This is a genomic window from Azohydromonas sp. (assembly GCF_035325925.1).
GTDB lineage: Bacteria > Pseudomonadota > Gammaproteobacteria > Burkholderiales > Burkholderiaceae_C > Calidifontimicrobium.
Genome location: NZ_DAOKZA010000019.1, coordinates 32,084 through 50,956 on the forward strand (window position 1 = coordinate 32,084; position 18,873 = coordinate 50,956).

The window sequence follows — 18,873 nt, forward strand, 5'->3', positions numbered from 1 at the left end:
TCATCCGCGCAACCTCATGCGCGCCGCCTCGGCGTGCGCCGGCAGCCCTTCGCCGTCGGCCAGTTCGCCGGCGATCGGGCCGAGTGCCATCGCGCCGGCGTCGCTGACCTCGATCAGGCTCGAACGCTTGACGAAGTCGTAGACGCCCAACGGCGACGAGAACCGCGCGGTGCCCGACGTGGGCAGCACGTGGTTCGGCCCGGCGCAGTAGTCGCCCAGGCTCTCGCTGGTGAACGCGCCGAGGAAGATCGCGCCGGCGTGCCGCAGCAGCGGCTCCCAGCGGTGCGGGTCGGCGCTCGACACCTCGAGGTGCTCGGGGGCGATGCGGTTGCTGATCTCGCACGCCTCCTCCATCGAGCGCGTGTGGATCAGCGCGCCGCGGCCTTCGAGCGAGGCGCGGATGATGTCGCGGCGCGGCATCGTCGGCAGCAGCCGCTCGATCGCCTGCTGCACGCGATCGATGTAGGCGCCGTCGGGGCTGAGCAGGATGCTCTGCGCGAGTTCGTCGTGCTCGGCCTGGCTGAACAGGTCCATCGCGACCCAGTCGGGCGGCGTCGTGCCGTCGGCCAGTACCAGGATCTCGCTCGGGCCGGCGATCATGTCGATGCCGACCTGGCCGAAGACGTGCTTCTTCGCGCTGGCCACGTAGGCGTTGCCCGGCCCGGTGATCTTGTCGACGCGCGGCACCGTGGCCGTGCCGTAGGCGAGCGCGGCCACCGCCTGCGCGCCGCCGATCGTGAACGCACGGTGCACGCCGGCCACCGCGGCGGCAGCGAGGACCAGCGGATTTCTCTCGCCGCACGGCGTGGGCACCACCATCACGATCTCGCCGACGCCGGCCACCTGCGCCGGAATCGCGTTCATCAGCACGCTCGACGGGTACGCCGCCTTTCCGCCCGGCACGTAGATGCCCACGCGGTCCAGCGGCGTGACCTTCTGCCCGAGCAGCGTGCCGTCGGCGTCGCGGTAGCTCCAGCTGCGGCAGCAGGCGTGACGCTGGCGATCGTGGTAGTCGCGAACGCGCGCGGCAGCCGCCTCCAGCGCCGTGCGCTGTGCCGGCGTGATCGCGGCCAGCGCTGCCCGCAACTCGTCGCGCGTGATCTCGAGCGCCGCCGCCGACGCCCTCTCGACCCCGTCGAGGCGCGCCGTGTACTCCAGCACCGCGGCGTCGCCGCGTGCGCGCACGTCGGCCACGATCTGGGCGACACGCGTCTCGATCTCGTGATCGGTCTCGGCCGACCAGTGCAGCATGCGCTGGAAGTCCTGCTCGAACTCGAACGCGGCGGTGGTCAGGCGGCGCACGGCGACGGTCATGGCTTCTCGGCGACGGCAGCGGCGAAGGCGTCGATCAGCGCGCGCAGCGGCTCGCGCTTGAGCTTGAGCGCGGCCTGGTTGACGACCAGCCGCGACGAGATGTCCATGATGCGCTCGACCTCGACCAAGTGGTTCGCCTTCAGCGTGCTGCCGGTGGACACCAGGTCGACGATCGCGTCGGCCAGGCCGGTCAGCGGCGCCAGTTCCATCGAGCCGTACAGCTTGATCAGGTCGACGTGCACGCCCTTGTCGGCGAAGTGCTGGCGCGCCGTCTGCGTGTACTTGGTGGCCACGCGGATGCGCGAGCCCTGCCGCACCGCGCCGGCGTAGTCGTAGTCGTCGCGCACCGCCACGCTCATGCGGCAGCGCGCGATCCTCAGGTCCAGCGGCTGGTACAGCCCGGTGCCGTCGTGCTCGAGCAGAACGTCCTTGCCGGCGACGCCGAGGTCGGCGCCGCCGTACTGCACGTAGGTCGGCACGTCGGAGGCGCGCACCAGCACGACGCGCAGGTCGGCGCGGCTGGTCGGCAGGATCAGCTTGCGCGAGCGCTCCGGATCCTCGAGCACCTCGATGCCCGCGCGCGCGAGCATCGGCAGCGTCTCGTCGAAGATGCGGCCCTTGGACAGCGCGAGGGTGATCGTCATCGCACTCTCTCGATCTCGGCGCCCAGCGCGCGCAGCTTGACTTCCATGCGGTCGTAGCCGCGGTCGAGGTGGTAGATGCGGTCGACGACGGTTTCGCCGTCGGCCACCAGGGCGGCGATCACCAGGCTCGCCGACGCGCGCAGGTCGGTCGCCATCACCGTCGCGCCCGACAGCCGTTCGACGCCGTGCACGACGGCCGTGTGCCCGTCGACCTCGATCCTCGCGCCCAGACGCGCCAGTTCGTTGACGTGCATGAAGCGGTTCTCGAAGATCGTCTCGGTGACGCGCGACGTGCCGTCGGCGATGCAGTCGAGCACCATCATCTGCGCCTGCATGTCGGTCGGGAACGCCGGGTACTCGCTGGTGCGGAAGCTCACCGGCCTGGGGCGCGACGCCATGCGCACGTCGATGAACCCATCGCCCGCCTCGACCGTGACGCCGGCGTCGCGCAGCTTGTCGATCACCGCGTCCAGGTGGTCGGCACGTGCGCCGTGCAGCCGCGCGTGCCCGCCGGCGGCGCCGACTGCACACAGGAAGGTGCCGGTCTCGATGCGGTCGGGGATGATCGGGTGCGGCGCACGCGGGGCGTGCAGCGCGTCTACACCCTGCACGCGGATGCGGCTGCCGCCGTGCCCGTCGATGACCGCCCCCATCGCGATCAGCAACTCGGCGAGGTCGACCACCTCCGGCTCCTGCGCCGCGTTCTCGAGCACCGTCTCGCCGCGGGCCAGCGCGGCGGCCATCAGCAGGTTCTCGGTGCCGGTCACGGTGACCATGTCGGTGGCGATGCGCGCGCCACGCAGCCCGCCCGCCGGCGCCCTGGCGACGATGTAGCCGTGCTCGACGGCGATCTCGGCGCCCATCGCCTGCAGCCCCTTGATGTGCTGGTCGACCGGGCGCGAGCCGATCGCGCAGCCACCCGGCAGCGACACGCGCGCGGTGCCGCAGCGCGCCAGCAGGGGCCCGAGCACCAGCACCGACGCACGCATCGTCTTCACCAGGTCGTAAGGCGCCTCGGGTGCGGCGATGTGCCCGGCGTCGAGCGTCACCCGCTCGCGGCTGGCATCGTCGCGGGTCACGCGCACGCCCATGTGCGTCAACAGCCTGAGCATGGTTGCGACGTCCTGCAGCCGCGGCACGTTGTCCAGCGTCAGCGGCTCGGCGCTCAGCAGCGCGGCGCAGAGGTCGGGCAGCGCGGCATTCTTCGCGCCCGAGATGCGGATCTCGCCTTCGAGGCGGCGGCCGCCGCGGATCAGCAGTTTGTCCATGGGCCGGTGGCAGCGCGGCGGCGGCCTCGGCACGGACTCGCGGACGCGGCGCCGTGCGTCGCCCGCCGCGCACGCCGCGCGGCGAGCTTCAGTGGTGGCAGGGGGGTGCGCCGGGGGGCGCCGGGCGGTCTTGTTCGGCCCATTCGGCCGGCGTCAACGTCTTCATCGACAGCGCGTGAATCTGTTCACGCATTCTATCGCCCAGCGCCGCGTAGACCTGCTGGTGCCGCGCCACGCGCGAGCGGCCCTCGAACGCGGCGGAGACGATGGTCGCGAAAAAGTGGCGCCCGTCGCCCTCGACTTCGAGGTGCTCGCAAGGCAGTCCGGCGGCAAGATACGCGCGGACGTCGGAAGCGGTCGGTTCGGCCATGATGCACTCGATTCTACGGGCTGACCCCCGAGCCGGCCGCTGGCGCCGCAGATCACCCCAATACCCCCCGGAGGCCCCATGGATTCCGCCACCCTCGGCCTGGTAATGGTCGCCGCCATCGTGGCCTGGGCGGTGTGGGTCTACAACCGGCTGGTGCGGCTGCGCAACGAGATCGGCAACGCGTTCGCGCAGATCGACGTGCAGCTCAAGCGCCGCTACGACCTGGTGCCCAACCTGGTCGAGGTCGCGCGCAAGTACCTGCAGCACGAGCGCGACACGCTCGAGGCCGTGACCCGGGCGCGCAACACCGCGCGCGCGGCCGCCGACCGCGCGCAGCAGGCGCCGGCCGACGGCGATCGCATCGCCGCGCTGGCCGCCGCCGACGGCGTACTCGGTGGGGCGCTGGCGCGACTGATGGCCGTCGTCGAGGCCTACCCCGAGCTGAAGGCCGACCGCACGATGCGCGAGCTCGCCGAGGAGCTCACGCACACCGAGAACCGTGTCGCGTTCGCGCGCCAGGCGTTCAACGACGCGGTGCTCGACCACAACAACGCGGCGCAGCACTTCCCGTCGCTGGTCGTCGCGCAGCTCACGGGCTTTCGACCCGCGGCGATGCTCGACGCCACCGCCAGCGACGAGGAACGCCGCGCGGTGCGCGTGCAGTTCTGACCCGCCGCGCCTTCGACGCCCCTTACGCAGGCGATGCGTTTCCGTCGCCACCAGGAGGCCGCGCAGGCGAGCACGCGGCAGCTCGTCGCGCTATTCGCGCTGGTGGTGCTCGCGCTGGTCGTCGCGGTGAACCTGACGCTGATGCTGGCGTACCGGCTGACCGCGCCCTGGACCCAAGGCTATCCCGACTGGTTCTTCGCCACCAACACCGCGCTGGTGCTGCTGTACGTGCTCGGCGGCTGCGCGGTCGAATCGCTGCGCCTGCGCGAGGGCGGTGCCCACGTCGCGCGGCTCGCGGGCGCGCGCGAGGCGGGCCGGCACGATCCGCTCGAACGAAGGCTGGCCCACGTCGTCGCCGAGATGTCGATCGCCGCGAACACCCGGCCGCCCGCGGCCTGGGTGCTGCCGCGCGAGGATGCGATCAACGCCTTCGCCGCCGGCTGGAGCGCCGACGATGCGGTCGTCGCGGTCACGCGCGGCGCGCTCGAGCGGCTCGACCGCGCCGAGCTGCAGGGCGTGGTCGCGCACGAGCTGAGTCACCTGGTGCACGGCGACACGACGCTCAACATGCGGCTGATCGGCATGGTCTGGGGGTTGCGGCTGCTGTTCGACCTCGGACGCCGGCTCACCGAAGCCGACCAGCACGGCCGGCGCCACCTCGGCGTGCTGTTCGGTCTGGCGCTGATGGCGGTCGGCGCGCTCGGCTGGGCCGCCGGGCGGCTGCTGCAGGCCGCGGTGTCGCGCCAGCGCGAGTACCTCGCAGACGCGTCGGCGGTGAAGTACGCGCGCCAGGTCGCCGGGCTCGGCGGCGCGCTGCGCAAGATCGCCGACCAGCAACGCACGCACGCCGACCGCCTGTCGGCGCGCACCGGCGCGCTGGCGCACCTGTTCCTGGTCGCGCACCCGCAGTGGGCTGGGTGGACGACGCACCCACCGCTGTCGGAGCGCATCCGCCGCCTGTACGGACGCCCGATGCCCGGGCTGAGCGCCGACGTGCTGCCACCGCCGTCCGACGACCCGCCGCTGCCGATGACCGGCCTGGCCTGCGGGACCGGCGTGACGACGGCCGCCGGGCACGACGCCGCACCGCCCGAGGCGGCGCGCCACGACCCCGTGCAGCGCCCGCAGCTGGCCACCGCCGCCGAGCAGCGGCGCGCGCGCGAAGCCGAGGCGCTGGCGCGCATCGGGCGCTGGCGCGGCCCAGGCGAGCTGCGCGCGGCGCTGCTGACGCTGCTGCGCCCGGGCGGCGCGGCGCCGCCGGCGTCGGCCTGGCACGCGATGCCGCCGGCGTCGGCCGCCGCGATGCAGGCCGACCTCGCGGCGCTGGCGCCGGACGCGCGCCTCGCGGCGTTCGACGCGCTGGCGCGCCGTGCCGCCGGCTGGCCGGGCGCGCGGCGGCGCGCGCTGCTCGACGAGGCGCGCGACGCCGCGACGACGCCCGCGGTCGCGCTGCGCTGGGCGCTGCTGCGCCACCGCCTGCGCGCGCGTGTGCTGGCGTTCCGCGGCGCGGGTGACCGCGCGACGCTGGCGGCCTGCGCCGACGACATCGCGATCGCCACCGACGTGCTGGCCGACGTGCTCGGCCTCGACAGCCGGCACGCCGCGCGCTGGGCGCGCCACGCCAAGTCGGCGCTGCGCCTGCTCGACCGGCGCGTCGCGCCGCCCACCCGCCGCCGGGCCTGGCGTGCGCTGCTGCGCCTGCAGCGGCTGCCCGCGCTGCAACGGCCGCTGCCGGTGCGTGCCTGGGTGCAGGCCTGGGCCGACGAGCCGGCGCTGGCCGCGTCGGACGACGCTGCCGCGGCGCTGATCGCCGCGGCGGCGTTGCTCGAGGTGCCGATGCCGCCGGCGCTGGTGGCACGCCTGCCCGCCGGCTTCGCCGCCCTCGACGACGGATCGGCGCCGGCGCGGCGCGTCGAACCCCTGCCCACCAAGGCGTCGCCGGGCCGCCCCAAGACGACTTGATCCCCGCGGGGGACGGGCCCGGGCGCAGCCCGGCCGCGTGGGTGCTCAGTGACGCAGCTTGTAGCCGCCGGCCAGCAGGCGCAGCGTCAGCGCCGCGACCGCGGCGAACGCGACACCGACCACCGCGAGGCTGGTCCACGGCGACACGTCGCTGACGCCGAAGAAGCCGGCGCGGAAGCCGTCGACCAGGTAGAAGAACGGGTTCAGGTGGCTGACCTCGAGCCAGAACGGCGGCAGGCCTTGCACCGAATAGAACACCCCGCTGAGCATGGTCAGCGGCATCACGATGAAGTTCTGGAACGCCGCCATCTGGTCGAACTTCTCGGCCCACAGCCCGGCAATCAGGCCCAGCGAGCCCATCAGTGCGGCGCCGAGCGCGGCGAAGACGACGATCCACAGCGGCTGCTCGAAGCGGATCGGCGCGAACCACAGGGTGATCGCGAACACGCCCAGTCCGACGGTGAGACCGCGCACCATCGACGCGCCGACGTAGGCCACGTACCAGGCCCAGTGCGACAGCGGCGTGACCAGCAGGAACACCAGGTTGCCGGTGATCTTGCTCTGGATCAGCGAGCTGCTGCTGTTGGCGAACGCGTTCTGCAGCACGCTCATCATGATCAGCCCGGGGATCAGGAAGCTGGTGTAGCCCACGCCGGGAAACACCTCGACGCGCCCCTCCAGGACGTGGCCGAAGATCAGCAGGTACAGCACCGAGGTGAGCACCGGTGCGCCGACGGTCTGGAACGCGACCTTCCAGAAACGCAGCACCTCCTTGTAGAACAGCGTGCGCGCGCCCGCCAGCCGGATCGTCGTCATGCGTGCTGCGCCGATTGCATGATCTCGATGAACACGTCCTCGAGATCGGCGCGGCCGATCTCGAGGTCCTCGACGCGCACGCCGGCGCCGCGCAGGCGCGCCAGGATGGCCTCGACCTCGGCCGCGTCGTGCGCGCTGATCTGCGCGATGCGCCCGGTCACGCGAGCGTGCGCGGCCACTTCGGGCGGCAGCGCGTCGTCGGTCTTGAAGCGCAGCATCGTGCTCGCGGTGCCAGCCAGCAGCGCCGAGGTACGGTCCAGCGCGACCACGCGGCCGAGCTTGAGCATCGCGATGCGCCCGCACAGCGCCTCGGCCTCCTCGAGGTAGTGCGTGGTCAGCAGCACCGTGTGGCCGGCCTTGTTGAGCCGCGCGACGAACTGCCACAGCGTCTGCCGCAGCTCGACGTCGACGCCGGCGGTCGGCTCGTCGAGCACGATCACCGGCGGGCGGTGCACCAGCGCCTGCGCCACCAGCACGCGGCGCTTCATGCCACCCGAGAGCTGGCGCATGTTCGCGTCGGCCTTGTCGGACAGGCCCAGGCCCTCGAGCAGTTCGCCGATCCACGCGTCGTTGCCGCGCACGCCGAAGTAGCCGCTCTGGATGCGCAGCGTCTCGCGCACGCTGAAGAACGGATCGAACACCAGTTCCTGCGGCACGATGCCCAGAGCGTGACGCGCCGCGGCGTAGTCGGCAACCACGTCGTGGCCCATCACCGTGACGCGCCCTCCGCTGGCGCGCGCCAGTCCGGCGAGGATCGAGATCAGCGTCGTCTTGCCCGCGCCGTTGGGCCCGAGCAGGCCGAAGAACTCGCCGCGCCCGATGTCGAAGCTCACGTCGTCGAGCGCCTTCAGCGGCCCGCGCGCACTGCGGTAGACCTTGCTGACGTGCTCGAAGCGGACGGCGGGCATGGGGGCGCGATTCTAGGGGCGTCGAAGCGCGCGGGCATCGCCACCGGGTTGCACCTGCTGCGAAGCCGCGTGCACATCGGCCAGAATCGCCGCACCATGCCGTCGACCCGGGCGCCGAGCGCGCCGAGACCGTCCCGCACGCCGAAGGCGCCGCGGCGCACCGCCGAGCGCATCCTCGAGGTCACGCTCGACCTGTTCAACCGCTTCGGCGAACCCAACGTCAGCACCACGCTGATCTCGGCCGAGCTGAACATCAGCCCCGGCAACCTGTACTACCACTACCCGGCCAAGGACGAGCTGATCAACGCGCTGTTCGGGCGCTACGAGAAGGCGCTGGGCGAACTGCTGCACGCCGCCGACGACGTGCGCCACGTCGAGGACGCGTGGCTGTTCTTCCACATGCTGTTCGAGCTGATCTGGCAGTACCGCTTCCTGTACCGCGATCTCAACGACCTGCTCAGCAAGAACCGCCGCCTGGAGACGCAGTTCCAGTTCGTGCTGAAGAACAAGGCGCGCGCGGTGCGCGCGGTGCTCGACGGCCTGGGCCGCGGCGGCGCGGTGCGCATCACCGCGCGCGAGGCCGAGCCGGTGTCCACCGCGATGGTCGTCGTGCTGACCTACTGGCTGAGCTACGAATACGTGCGCGACCCGCGCCACGCGCTCGAGCCCGAGAGCGCCGGCGCGGCGCTGGCACGCGGCGCGTACCACGTGCTCAGCCTGCTGATGCCGTACCTCGACGCCGCCGAGCGCGACCACCTGCACGCGCTCGCCAGCCCGTACCGCAAGCCCTGAACGACACACCGCCCGAGCGAGGAGACGACGATGGCCAAGTGGACCGCCTTTCCCTACGACAGCGCCGCCTACCGCCACGACGCGGCGGCGCTGAAGAAGCACTGGGCCCGCCTGCACGCCGGCGATGTCGAACCCTGGCCCAGGGACGAGGCGGTGCAGGCGGCGTGGGCGCTGTTCCACGCCGGCGAGTTCCAGAAGGCCTTCGACGCCGGGCTGAAGGCCGGTGGCGACGGCATCACGGTGGCCAACAAGGCGCAGGCGATCCACGCCAACTACCTCGAGAAGAGCGAGAAGGCCAGGCTCGCGATGTTCCAGCAGGTCGCCGAGCGCGCCGAGGCGCAGCAGGCGGCCCGGCCGCAGAACCCCAACGCCTGGTACTGGTACGCGTACGCGACGGGCCGCTACAGCCAGGGCATCAGCGTGACCAAGGCGCTGGCCCAGGGGCTGGGCGGCAAGGTCAAGGCCGCGCTGGAGACCACGATCAAGCTCGCGCCGAAACACGCCGACGCGCACATCGCGCTCGGCGCGTTCCACGCCGAGGTCATCGACAAGGTCGGCAAGCTGCTCGGCAAGACGCAGGGCGCCGACGCCGCCACCGGGCTGAGGATGTACAAGGAGGCGCTGCGCCTGAACCCGACCAGCGCGATCGCGATGGTCGAGTACGCCAACGGCCTGGTCATGCTCGAGGGCGACAAGCGCATGAAGGAGGCCGAGAAGCTGTACGCCGACGCAGCGGCGTGCAAGCCGATGGACGCGATGGAGCGCCTCGACGTCGAGATGGCCAAGGCCGAGCTCGAGGACTGATGCCCCCGGTCGCGGCGCGCTTCGCGTGCCGCCCGTCCGCGCGGGCGCCGGTCAGCCCTGCGGGCGCCGCCGGTGGAAGCGCACCGGCTGCGGCCTGGCCGCGCGCGGCGGCGCGCCGTGCGCGGCCAGCGTGCGGTCGAACGCCGCACCACCCTCGTCGGCCAGCGCCGCCTCGCGCGCCTCGCGCACCGCGGCGGCGCGCTCGCGCGGCGCCGACGCGCCGAACGCGAGGTGGTCGATCACGTGCAGCAACCGCTCCTTGCCGCGTTCGTTGGTGCTGCCGTAGCCCTTGATCAACCGCCCGCACCGCGCCAGTTCGTCGCCCAGCGCCCAGTGCTCGCGCGCACCGCGCTCGACCGCGGCCAGCCAGCGCTCGATCAGCGACTGCTCCAGCGCGAAGCGGCTGCCGCGGCGCCGCCGGCCCTTCAGCGACGCGACGACGCGCAGCGCCAGTGCACCGCCGACGGTGTGCGTGCCGACCTTCATCGGCAGCGCCCAGGGCTCGCGGCCGGCGGCGCGGCGACGCGCGTCCCAGGCCAGCAGGCGCTCGGCCCATCGCTGCGGCAGCAGCGCGGCCAGTTCGGGGGCACCGGGCTTGAAGTGGTCGTACACCCTGACGAGTTCGTCGTCGCGCGCGGCCACCTCGCGTCGCACGCGCGCGGCGCGTGCGGCGCGCAGCTTCAGGTGCGCAACCCGCACGATGTCGTCGAACGCCATCCACAGCGCCAGCCAGCGCGCCGTCTCGCGTGTCAGCGCGGCGCCGAGCGTGCCGTCGGGGTCGGCGGCGCGCTCGGCGTCAAGCACGCGCCGCAGGCGCTGCAGGTACAGCGCGGCGTACGCCGCGTCCTGGTAGTCGACCAGCCGCGCGTGGCCGAGCGCGATCGTCTCGTGCGCCGGCGCCGGGAAGGCTTCGCGCACCGAAGGCGGCAGCGCGGGCGCCGGCGTCGCCGCGGGCAGCGCCGCGCGCAACACGCGATGCGCGGCCTCGCGCTGCGCGCGGCCTGCGGCGACGCGGTCCCAGGCGAGCGCGAAGCCGCGCAGGCTCGCGTCGACGCCCTTGCCGCCGCGGCGGATCGTCGACTCGTAGGCCTCGCGCGCGAACGGCAGCAGCCCGGACGCGGCCACCGCGCCGAGCATCACCGCGCTGATCACCGTGCCGGCCTCGCGCGCCAGCGCCGCCATGTCGAACACCTCGACGGCGCGCGCGTGGCGCTGCAGCGTGCCCAGCAGCGCCACGTCGTCGACGCGGCCGTCGCCGGGCTGCATCTTCTCGGCCACGGTCAGCGCGCGCGCGCTCGAGCTGATCACCATCGTGCGCTCGGCACCGACCATGCCCTGCCCGACCTGGCGCGCCGCCTCGAGCAGTTCGGACGACAGCAGCAGGTCGATCGCGCCGGGCACCGGGCTCAGGCTGAACACCGGCCGCCGGCCGCCGAGCGCGACGTCGGGCTGCGGGCAGACCTCGACGTAGTAGGTGGTGGCGCCGGTGCGCTGCGCGACCCCGGGAATCGACGTGCTCTGCGCGCTGTGCCCGCAGGCCAGCGCGGTGTCGAACAACCACTGCGACAGCACGCCACCGCCCTCGCCGCCGAGCGCGCACACGAGGATCGCGACCGGGCGGGAGGCCGACGTGTCATTCACGGCAGGCACTCCGGCCTTGGGTCCGGCAACCCGGTGAGCGGGCGCGCCACTGTTCAAGCGGCCGCCGCGGGCCCGGCTTCGCCGGTCCGTCGGCGGCGCCGGTCGACGCGGAGGCGCCGAAGGCGCTGCGGGGGGCGTTCACTCGACCTTGATCCCGGCTTCCTGGATGAACTTGCCGAACCGCGCGCGGTCGGCGTTCTGGCGGTCGATGAACTCCTGCCGGCTGGCGGCCATCACCTCGCCGCCGATGGTGCGGATCGCCTCCTGCACCTTCGGCGTGGCCAGCGCCTTGTTCACCTCGTCGTGCAGCCGCGCGACCAGCGCCGCCGGCGTGGCGCCCGGCGCGTAGACGCCGAAGACGGTGTCGGCGTCGAAGCCCGGATAGCCCGACTCGTCGAGCGTCGGGGTGTTCGGCAGTTGCGACGCGCGCTTCGGGCTGCCGACCGCGAGCAGCCTGAGCTTGCCCTCGGCGGCGTGCCTCAGCCCTGGGCCGGGGTCGAACATGAACTGCACCTGCCCGGCGAGCAGGTCGGTCAGCGCCGGCGCGGCGCCGCGGTACGGCACGTGCGTGGCCTGGAAGCCGGCCTGGCGCGCGAACATCTCGCCGGCCAGGTGCGGCGAACTGCCCTGCCCCGCCGAGCCGTAGCTGAGCCTGCCCGGGTTCGCCTTCGCGTAGGCGACGAACTCGGCGACGCTGTTGACCGGCAGCGTCGGGTGCACGGTCAGGTACACCAGCACGCGCGCCACCGACGCGACCGGCTGGAGGTCCTTCTCGGCGTCGAACGGCATCTGCTTGTAGATGAACGGGTTGACCGTCATCGCGCCGCCGCTGCTCATCAGCAGCGTGTAGCCGTCGGCCGGCGACTTGGCGACCTGCTCGGCGCCGATGTTGCCGTTGGCGCCGGGCTTGTTCTCGACGACGACCTGCTGCCTGAGCGACTCGCTCATCGCCCCGGCGACGGCGCGGCCGATCACGTCGGCGGCGCCGCCTGGCGGGAAGTTGACGACCAGCTTGATCGGCTTGTCGGGAAAGGTCTGCGCGGCCGCGGTGGCCGGCAGCGCGGCCGCGGCCAGCGCGCAGGCGAGCGCCAGCGCGTGGCGGCGGGTGGGGGTCGGGGCTCGGTGCATCGTCGTCTCCTCGTTCGTCGGGGGTGTCGGGGCCCAGGGGATCAGGCGGTCTGCAGCGCGCGCACGAACGGCGCGCGCAGCCGGTGCAGCAGCGTTTCGTACCACTTCGGGTGGCGCACGACCTCGGCTCGGTAGAACGACGGGCACAGCGTCGCCGCGTGCGCGTTCGCGCCGCACAGGCCGCAGCCGACGCAGCCGTCGACCACGGTGGCCACCGGGTCGACCTTCAGCGTGTCGGGGTTGTCCTTCAGCGTCAGCGTCGGGCAGCCCGACAGGCGGATGCACGCGTGGTCGCCAGTGCACACGTCCTCGTCGACGCCGTACTTCACGCGCACGACGCGCTCGCCGCGGCGCAGCAGGTCGGCGACCCACGGCCTGACGCGGCGCTGGCGCTCGAGCTGGCACTCGCCGTCGGCGACGATCACCTTCAGCCCCGCGAACTCGGTGGTCAGCGCCTCGGCCAGCGTGCGGCGCATCGCGTCGACCTCGTAGCTGTGCACGGTGCGCAGCCACTGCACGCCCAGCCCCTGCAGCGTCTTCTCGATGGTCTGGTTCTTGTGCACCAGGCTCTGGTGCTTGTCGGCCACGGCGGCCTTCACCTCGTCGTCGGGCGTCGAGATGATGTCCTGCGTGCCGGTGGCCGAGGTGTAGCCGTTCTTCATGATCAGCAGCACCGCGTCGTCGCCATTGAACAGCGCCGACTGCACGCCGGTCAGCAGCCCGTTGTGCCAGAACCCGCCGTCGCCCATGATCGCGATCGAGCGGCGCTGCATCATCGGGCTGACGCCGGCGCGGCTGGCCAGGCTCATGCCGTAGCCGAGGATCGAGTGCCCCGAGCTGAACGGCTCGAAGGTGGCGAAGGCGTGGCAGCCGATGTCGGCGGCGACGTGCACGCGGCCGACCTCGCGCTGCGCGAGCTCGAGCGCCGAGAACACCGGCCGCTCGGGGCAGCCGACGCAGAACCCCGGCGGGCGCGGCGGCAACGCGCCGGCAGACTGCGCCACCTCGTCGCGGCGGCGCCGGTTGGCGTCGAGCCAGGCGCGCGCGGGCACCGCGTCGACCTGCGGCAGGTGCGCGTCGACGAAGCCCAGCAGCCCCTGCGCGACGGCCTCGACGGTGTACTCGCCGGCCGCCGGCCACAGGTCCTTGCCGTGCACCGGGGTCGGCACGCCAGCGCGGCGCAGCGCGGCGAGGATGTCCTTCTCGATGTACTCGGGGCTGCCCTCCTCGAGAACGCCGACCGCGCGCTTGCCGGCGCAGAACGCGACGATCTCGTCGGGCACCAGCGGGAAGGTCACGTTGAGCACCAGCAGCGGCACGCGGCTGGCGCCGAAGGCGTCGGCCAGCCCGAGTTGCTGCAGCGCGCGGATCGCCGCGTTGAACAGCCCCCCCTGCACGATCAGCCCGACGTCGGCCAGTTCGCCGTCGATGCGGTCGTTGAGGCGGTGCTCGGCGATGTAACGCTGCGCCGCCGGGATGCGCTGCTCGACCTTGAGCTTCTCGTGGCGGAAGGTCACCGGCGGGTGTGCCAGGCGCATGTAGTCGAAGCCGGCCGGCTCATCGATGAGGTGGCGCGTCGAGCGCGCCGGCGCGACGTTGTCCTTGCACGCGAAGCGCCCGCGCACGTGGCAGGCACGGATGCGCAGTTCGAGGATCGCCGGCATGTTCGACGCCTCCGACAGCGCGAAGCCGTGTTCGACCATCCTCACCATCGCCGGCAGCTCGGGGCGCGGGTCGAGCAGCAGCATCGTGCTCTTCGCCGCGTAGGCGTGGGTGCGCTCCTGGATCACGCTGGCGCCCTCTCCGTAGTCCTCGCCGACGACGACCAGCGCGCCGCCGACCACGCCGGGCGACGCCAGGTTGCTCAGCGCGTCGGCGGCGACGTTGGTGCCGACGATCGACTTCCACGTCACCGCGCCGCGCAGCGGGTAGTGCAGGCTGGCGCCGAGCATCGCCGCGGCCGACGCCTCGTTGGCGCAGGCCTCGACGTGCACGCCCAGCGTGTCGACGTAGGGCCGCGCCTGCACCATCACGTCGAGCAGGTGCGACACCGGCGCGCCCTGGTAGCCGCCGATGTAGGCCACGCCCGACTGCAGCAGCGCCTTCGTGATCGCCAGGATGCCTTCGCCCTGGAAGGTCTCGCCGGCGCCCTTCTTCAGCTGCTCGATCTCTTCGGTGAACTGGACTTCCACGCGCTGCGACGCCCTTGACGACGGTCAAAGGCATGACTCTAGGCGCCCAACCGTCATGCGTCCATGCGATGCACCCACTATCTATGATTCACGGCATGCATATTCGAGACCTCGACCTGAACCTGCTGCACGTGTTCCAGGCCGTGCACGAAGCGCGCAACGTCAGCCGCGCCGCCGAGCGGCTCGGGTTGTCGCAGCCGGCCGCCAGCCACGCGCTGACGCGGCTGCGCCTGGCGCTGCGCGACCCGCTGTTCGTGCGCGCGGCAGGCGGCGTCGCGCCGACACCCAGGGCGCAGCAGTTCGCGCGCCAGGTCGACGCCGCACTGCGCCTGCTCGACGCGGCGGTCCACGAGGTCGACGCCTTCGACCCTTCGCGCTCGCGCCGCCGCTTCACGCTGCACCTGAGCGACATCGGCGCCGACGAGTTCCTGCCGCTGCTGATGGCCGAGGTCGGCGCGCAGGCGCCGGGGGTGCAGGTCGAGGCGGTGCAGCTCGACCCCGGCACGATCGGCGCGGCGCTCGAGGAGGGGCGGCTCGACCTGGCGTTCGGCTACCTGCCGGCGCTGGTGGGCACCGAGCACGCGCCGCTGCTCGAGGAGCGCTACGTCGTGCTGCTGCGCCGCGGCCACCCGCTGGCGGCCAAGCTCACCGACCGCGCCGCGCTCGAGCGGCTGGACTTCATCGTCGTCAGGAGCCACGCCGAGCCGGCACGTGCGCTGCACATGCTCGGTCTCGAGCCGCGCATCCGGCTGGCGCTGCCGCACTTCATGGTCGTGCCGACGATCCTCGCGGCCACGGACCTGGCGGTGATCCTGCCGCTGCGCCCGGCGCTGCGCTTCGCGCGCCTGCACCCGTTGCAGGTCGTCGAGCCGGACCTCGGGCTGCCGCCGTTCACGGTGTCGATGCACTGGCACTGGCGCTTCCAGCACGACAGCGCCCACCGCTGGCTGCGCGGCATCGCGCAGGCGATGCAGCTGCCCGTGGTCAGTCCGCCAGCTCGCCCCAGGGCAGCAGCAGCGTGATCCACAGCAGCTTCTCGAACTCGGGGCCGAAGCGGTCGATGATCCTCTGCGGCTCGGCGCACAGCTTCTTGTCGGTGATCAGCCCGAACTGCACGCCGCCGGCGTAGCTGAGGATCGACACGCCCATGCCGATGTGCCCCGACTGCGGCACCCAGAACATGTTCTGCCGCAGCGTCGAGCCGCAGAACTTCAGCGGTTCGCGCGGGCCCGGGACGTTGGTCATCACCGCGGTGGTCTTCTTCGCGAACAGGTTCGTGATGAAGTCCTGCGCCGGCTTGACCAGCAGCCCGCTGGCCGCGAGGATGGCGAACGCCAGCAGCGGCTGGTAGCTGCCCTTCAGTTCGGCCATGCGCGCGCGCACCGCGTAGACGCGCTCGACCGGGTTGGCGATACCGATCGGCAGCACCAGCGGCACCAGCCCGAAGCGGTTGCCCAGCTGGTGCGCCTGTTCGGCCGGACGCAGGTTGACCGGCACCAGCGCGCGGATCTCCTTGCCGGCGGGGTCGTCGCCGACCTCGCGCAGGTACTCGCCGATCGCGCCGGCCACGCACGACAGCAGCACGTCGTTGACCGAGCAGTTCAGCGCCTTGCCGATCGCCTTGACGTCGTCCAGCGGCAGCGGCTCGCACCACGCGACGCGCTTGATGCCCACCGGACGGCCCTTGAGCCGCGTCTTCGAGTCGTCGGGCATCAGCGCCAGCGCCGCGGCATCGCTGACCACCTGCATGCCGGCACGCGCCATGTCGAGCGAGCCGGCCAGCGGGCGCTGCGGGTTCGACAGCATCTCGATCGACCTGACCACGCCCTCGCCGTACATGCCGATCGCCTTGACCGTCAGGTCGGTCAGCGGGCGCACCACCGCGTCGGCGAGCCAGTCGCCGTCGTGGCCGTGCTCGCGGTGCTCGCGGCGCCGCGGCGGCGCGTGCCCGCCGTCGGTGATCGAGTGCAGCACCGACATCAGCGCGATGCCGTCGGCGATGCAGTGGTGGATGCGGATGATCACCGCGCTGCCGCCCTCGTAGTCGTCGATCAGGTGCCAGTGCCACAGCGGATGCTCGCGATCCAGCGGCGTGGTCGCCAGCTCGGCGGCGCGCGCCTGCAGCGCCTGGCGCTGGCTGCGCCCGCGCTGCGGCGCGAGCCGTTCGCGGCTGACGTGGCGCTCGACGTCGAAGTTCTCGTCCTCGACCCACAGGTAGCCCAGCGCGTCCTCGACCACCTTCTGGCGGAAGCGCGGGTAGCGCAGCATCGTGTGGCGCAGCCGCTCGCACAGCGCCTCGTAGCCGACCGCCGGCGTGAGCAGCCAGATGCCGGTGATCACCATCAGGTTGACGTCGCTGTCCATGCGCAGCCACGCGGTATCGACGCGCGACATGCGCTCGGCGGCGCTGGACATGGGGATCTCCTCGACGGCGGGTGGTGGGGCGCGGCGACGATGCTGGTTAACATCGACCGCGTCAACTGTCATTTTCACCCACCGGAGACCCGCGATGGCCGACCTCAAGTCCCGCTTCGAACAGGCCGTGGCCGACAGCAAGCAGCTGCCCGAGAAGCCCGACAACGCGACGCTGCTGCAGATCTACTCGCTGTACAAGCAGGCCACCGAAGGCGACGTGCAGGGCAGGCGCCCCGGCTTCACCGACATGGTCGGGCGCGCCAAGTGGGACGCCTGGGACGGCCAGAAGGGCAAGGACGCGAACACGGCGATGCAGGAGTACGTCGACCTCATCGAATCGCTGAAGTGACCCCCCGCAGCGCCTTCGACGCCTTCCTCCCCACGGGGCAGCGCCGGCGGACCGGCGACGCCGGCTCCGCGGCGGTCGCCCGAGAGATCGCGGGTCGCGGCTGGCGCGCGCCGCGGCGGAGCCGCTGAAGTGGCTGCCGTCTCGATCGACCTGCGCAGCGACACGGTCACGCGGCCGACGCCTGCGATGCGCGCCGCGATGGCCGCCGCCGAGGTCGGCGACGACCAGTACGGCGAGGACCCGACGACCACGCGGCTGCAGCACGAGGTGGCTGCGCTGCTCGGCAAGGAGGCCGCGCTGTGGCTGCCGTCGGGCACGATGGCCAACCAGGTCGCGCTGCGCACGCTCACGCGCCCCGGCGACGAGGTGGTCGCCGCGCGCGAGAGCCACGTCGGCTGGCACGAGGCCGGCGGCGCGGCGGCCAACGCCGGCGTGCAGCTGGTCGAGGTCGGCCGCGGCGGCGTGTTCGACGCCGACGACCTCGACGCCGCGATCAAGCCGGCGAGCCTGCCGGTGTTCGCGCCGACCACGCTGGTCACCGTCGAGAACACGCACAACCGCACCGGTGGCGTCGTGTTCGACCAGCGCGAGGTCGTGCGCCTGTGCGAGCGCGCCCGCGCGCGCGGCCTGGCGACCTACCTCGACGGCGCGCGGCTGTGGAACGCCGCGGTGGCCAGCGGTCGCCCCGAAGCCGAGCTCGCCGCACCGTTCGACCTCGTCGGCGTCGCGTTCTCGAAGGGACTGGGCGCGCCGGGCGGGTCGCTGCTGGCCGGACGGCGCGAGCTGATCGACGCCGCGACGCGCCACCGGCGCCGCTTCGGCGGCGCGATGCGCCAGACCGGGCACTACGCCGCGGCGGCGCTGCACGGCGTCGCGCACCACCGCGAGCGGCTGGCCGAGGACCACGCCCACGCGCGTCGGCTGGCCGAAGCGCTCGCCGGCTGCCCGGCGGTGCGGCTCGACCTGGCCACGGTGCAGACGAACATCGTCGTGTTCCACCTCGCGCCCGAAGGCCCCGACGCAGCGACGCTGGTCGCGCGCTCGCGCGACGCCGGCGTGCTGCTCAACGCGTTCGGCGCGCGCACCGTGCGCGCGGTGACGCACCTGGACGTGACGCGCGAGCAGGTCGACCGCGCCGCGGCGACGCTGCTGCGGCTGCTCGCTCCGGCGGGCTGACCCCCCGCGCGAGCGGGCGCCGGCACTCAGCCGGCCTTGCGCTTCGTGCCGGCCGCCTTGCCGTTGGCGGCCTTGGGCGCCGACTTGCCGGCGGCCTTCGCCGCGACCTTGGCGTTCGCCCCCTTGGTCGGTTTCGCCAGCAGCGCGTCGAGGTTCTTCTCGATCTCGGTCTCGATCGTCTTGCTGAAGGCGCCGAGCAGGAAGCCGAGCTTGGCCTGCAGGTCGAAGTGGTCGGGCGCGACGATCAGCTGCCCGTGCACGCCGCTGCGGTTGAACTCGACGGTGTCGCCGAACTCGCCCTCGATCACCGTGCACGCCATGCCGAACTTGGACTCGGCCTCCTCGGCCCAGCGCCACGCCACCTTGCGTGCGCCTTCGAGGCCCAGGTCGTGCTCGCGGTGGATGCGGATCTCGGACACTTCGAC

Annotated in this window: 18 protein-coding genes; 7 read left to right on the forward strand and 11 right to left on the reverse strand. The window is 72.8% G+C overall.

Translation table 11 applies throughout. The features are described 5' to 3' along the window. The 4 genes from hisD to PKC53_RS09200 form a co-directional block, all read right to left on the reverse strand. The gene (gene hisD, locus PKC53_RS09185; protein ID WP_324428173.1) at window positions 1-1,314 is read right to left on the reverse strand and encodes a histidinol dehydrogenase; all 1,314 of its coding nucleotides are present in this window, start codon (window positions 1,312-1,314) and stop codon (window positions 1-3) included. Next, window positions 1,311-1,958: an ATP phosphoribosyltransferase gene (hisG, locus tag PKC53_RS09190; RefSeq protein WP_324428174.1), complete on the reverse strand. Its 648-nt coding sequence runs from the start codon at window positions 1,956-1,958 to the stop codon at window positions 1,311-1,313. Before hisG ends, hisD begins: the two co-directional genes overlap by 4 nt. Further along, complete coding sequence (gene murA / locus PKC53_RS09195; protein ID WP_324428175.1) at window positions 1,955-3,226, reverse strand: UDP-N-acetylglucosamine 1-carboxyvinyltransferase; 1,272 nt, start codon at window positions 3,224-3,226, stop codon at window positions 1,955-1,957. The genes hisG and murA overlap by 4 nt, the downstream gene beginning before the upstream one ends. 88 nt (window positions 3,227-3,314) lie before the next feature. After that, the gene (locus PKC53_RS09200; protein ID WP_324428176.1) at window positions 3,315-3,596 is read right to left on the reverse strand and encodes a BolA family protein; all 282 of its coding nucleotides are present in this window, start codon (window positions 3,594-3,596) and stop codon (window positions 3,315-3,317) included. Window positions 3,597-3,674: 78 nt separating this feature from the next. Between PKC53_RS09200 and PKC53_RS09205 the strand changes: the two genes are divergently transcribed. Next, a complete protein-coding gene (locus PKC53_RS09205) occupies window positions 3,675-4,265 on the forward strand; it encodes a LemA family protein (RefSeq protein ID WP_324428177.1) in 591 nt (196 codons plus the stop codon). A gap of 33 nt (window positions 4,266-4,298) precedes the next feature. Continuing rightward, window positions 4,299-6,227: a M48 family metalloprotease gene (locus PKC53_RS09210; RefSeq protein WP_324428178.1), complete on the forward strand. Its 1,929-nt coding sequence runs from the start codon at window positions 4,299-4,301 to the stop codon at window positions 6,225-6,227. 45 nt (window positions 6,228-6,272) lie between these two features. Here the strand turns inward: PKC53_RS09210 and PKC53_RS09215 are convergent, their stop codons facing one another. After that, window positions 6,273-7,043: an ABC transporter permease gene (locus PKC53_RS09215; protein ID WP_324428179.1), complete on the reverse strand. Its 771-nt coding sequence runs from the start codon at window positions 7,041-7,043 to the stop codon at window positions 6,273-6,275. Further along, the gene (locus PKC53_RS09220; protein WP_324428180.1) at window positions 7,040-7,951 is read right to left on the reverse strand and encodes an ABC transporter ATP-binding protein; all 912 of its coding nucleotides are present in this window, start codon (window positions 7,949-7,951) and stop codon (window positions 7,040-7,042) included. Before PKC53_RS09220 ends, PKC53_RS09215 begins: the two co-directional genes overlap by 4 nt. Window positions 7,952-8,047: 96 nt before the next feature. On the opposite strand from PKC53_RS09220, the gene PKC53_RS09225 reads away from it, so the two are divergent. Then, entirely contained in the window at window positions 8,048-8,743 is a 696-nt protein-coding gene (locus tag PKC53_RS09225) for a TetR/AcrR family transcriptional regulator (protein ID WP_324428181.1), read from the forward strand. A gap of 30 nt (window positions 8,744-8,773) precedes the next feature. Then, complete coding sequence (locus PKC53_RS09230) at window positions 8,774-9,547, forward strand: hypothetical protein (RefSeq protein ID WP_324428182.1); 774 nt, start codon at window positions 8,774-8,776, stop codon at window positions 9,545-9,547. A 51-nt stretch (window positions 9,548-9,598) separates the two neighbouring features. Here the strand turns inward: PKC53_RS09230 and PKC53_RS09235 are convergent, their stop codons facing one another. The 3 genes from PKC53_RS09235 to PKC53_RS09245 all read right to left on the reverse strand — a co-directional run bounded on the left by PKC53_RS09235 (window position 9,599) and on the right by PKC53_RS09245 (window position 14,508). Further along, on the reverse strand, window positions 9,599-11,188 hold the full coding sequence (locus PKC53_RS09235; RefSeq protein WP_324428183.1) for an indolepyruvate oxidoreductase subunit beta family protein: 1,590 nt from the start codon (window positions 11,186-11,188) through the stop codon (window positions 9,599-9,601). Window positions 11,189-11,326: 138 nt separating this feature from the next. Then, a complete protein-coding gene (locus tag PKC53_RS09240) occupies window positions 11,327-12,316 on the reverse strand; it encodes a tripartite tricarboxylate transporter substrate binding protein (RefSeq protein ID WP_324428184.1) in 990 nt (329 codons plus the stop codon). Window positions 12,317-12,357: 41 nt separating this feature from the next. Then, window positions 12,358-14,508, reverse strand: coding sequence for an indolepyruvate ferredoxin oxidoreductase subunit alpha (locus tag PKC53_RS09245; RefSeq protein ID WP_324428185.1), 2,151 nt, complete (start codon window positions 14,506-14,508; stop codon window positions 12,358-12,360). Between the two features lie 95 nt (window positions 14,509-14,603). Between PKC53_RS09245 and PKC53_RS09250 the strand changes: the two genes are divergently transcribed. Then, complete coding sequence (locus PKC53_RS09250) at window positions 14,604-15,530, forward strand: LysR substrate-binding domain-containing protein (RefSeq protein ID WP_324428186.1); 927 nt, start codon at window positions 14,604-14,606, stop codon at window positions 15,528-15,530. Here PKC53_RS09250 and PKC53_RS09255 read toward each other — a convergent pair. Continuing rightward, complete coding sequence (locus PKC53_RS09255; RefSeq protein WP_324428187.1) at window positions 15,493-16,923, reverse strand: wax ester/triacylglycerol synthase family O-acyltransferase; 1,431 nt, start codon at window positions 16,921-16,923, stop codon at window positions 15,493-15,495. The genes PKC53_RS09250 and PKC53_RS09255 overlap by 38 nt on opposite strands. 94 nt (window positions 16,924-17,017) lie before the next feature. On the opposite strand from PKC53_RS09255, the gene PKC53_RS09260 reads away from it, so the two are divergent. Next, window positions 17,018-17,272 (forward strand): acyl-CoA-binding protein, encoded by a 255-nt coding sequence (locus tag PKC53_RS09260; RefSeq protein ID WP_324428188.1) that lies wholly within the window; start codon window positions 17,018-17,020, stop codon window positions 17,270-17,272. A 129-nt stretch (window positions 17,273-17,401) separates the two neighbouring features. Beyond that, window positions 17,402-18,448, forward strand: a complete 1,047-nt coding sequence (locus PKC53_RS09265; RefSeq protein WP_324428189.1) for a GntG family PLP-dependent aldolase — start codon at window positions 17,402-17,404, stop codon at window positions 18,446-18,448. Between the two features lie 26 nt (window positions 18,449-18,474). On the opposite strand, the gene PKC53_RS09270 is transcribed toward PKC53_RS09265, so the two are convergent. Then, on the reverse strand, window positions 18,475-18,867 hold the full coding sequence (locus PKC53_RS09270) for a polyhydroxyalkanoic acid system family protein (protein ID WP_324428190.1): 393 nt from the start codon (window positions 18,865-18,867) through the stop codon (window positions 18,475-18,477). Window positions 18,868-18,873: the final 6 nt, after the last annotated feature.

Excerpts from the sequence above, each read along its gene's own strand:
- PKC53_RS09255 (WP_324428187.1), bottom strand. The coding sequence starts at position 16,923 with ATGTCCAGCGCCGCCGAGCGCATGTCGCGCGTCGATACCGCGTGGCTG.
- murA (WP_324428175.1), bottom strand. The coding sequence starts at position 3,226 with ATGGACAAACTGCTGATCCGCGGCGGCCGCCGCCTCGAAGGCGAGATC.
- PKC53_RS09240 (WP_324428184.1), bottom strand. The coding sequence starts at position 12,316 with ATGCACCGAGCCCCGACCCCCACCCGCCGCCACGCGCTGGCGCTCGCC.
- PKC53_RS09250 (WP_324428186.1), top strand. The coding sequence starts at position 14,604 with ATGCATATTCGAGACCTCGACCTGAACCTGCTGCACGTGTTCCAGGCC.
- PKC53_RS09260 (WP_324428188.1), top strand. The coding sequence starts at position 17,018 with ATGGCCGACCTCAAGTCCCGCTTCGAACAGGCCGTGGCCGACAGCAAG.
- PKC53_RS09210 (WP_324428178.1), top strand. The coding sequence starts at position 4,299 with ATGCGTTTCCGTCGCCACCAGGAGGCCGCGCAGGCGAGCACGCGGCAG.
- PKC53_RS09215 (WP_324428179.1), bottom strand. The coding sequence starts at position 7,043 with ATGACGACGATCCGGCTGGCGGGCGCGCGCACGCTGTTCTACAAGGAG.
- PKC53_RS09220 (WP_324428180.1), bottom strand. The coding sequence starts at position 7,951 with ATGCCCGCCGTCCGCTTCGAGCACGTCAGCAAGGTCTACCGCAGTGCG.
- PKC53_RS09205 (WP_324428177.1), top strand. The coding sequence starts at position 3,675 with ATGGATTCCGCCACCCTCGGCCTGGTAATGGTCGCCGCCATCGTGGCC.
- PKC53_RS09200 (WP_324428176.1), bottom strand. The coding sequence starts at position 3,596 with ATGGCCGAACCGACCGCTTCCGACGTCCGCGCGTATCTTGCCGCCGGA.
- PKC53_RS09225 (WP_324428181.1), top strand. The coding sequence starts at position 8,048 with ATGCCGTCGACCCGGGCGCCGAGCGCGCCGAGACCGTCCCGCACGCCG.
- hisD (WP_324428173.1), bottom strand. The coding sequence starts at position 1,314 with ATGACCGTCGCCGTGCGCCGCCTGACCACCGCCGCGTTCGAGTTCGAG.
- hisG (WP_324428174.1), bottom strand. The coding sequence starts at position 1,958 with ATGACGATCACCCTCGCGCTGTCCAAGGGCCGCATCTTCGACGAGACG.
- PKC53_RS09230 (WP_324428182.1), top strand. The coding sequence starts at position 8,774 with ATGGCCAAGTGGACCGCCTTTCCCTACGACAGCGCCGCCTACCGCCAC.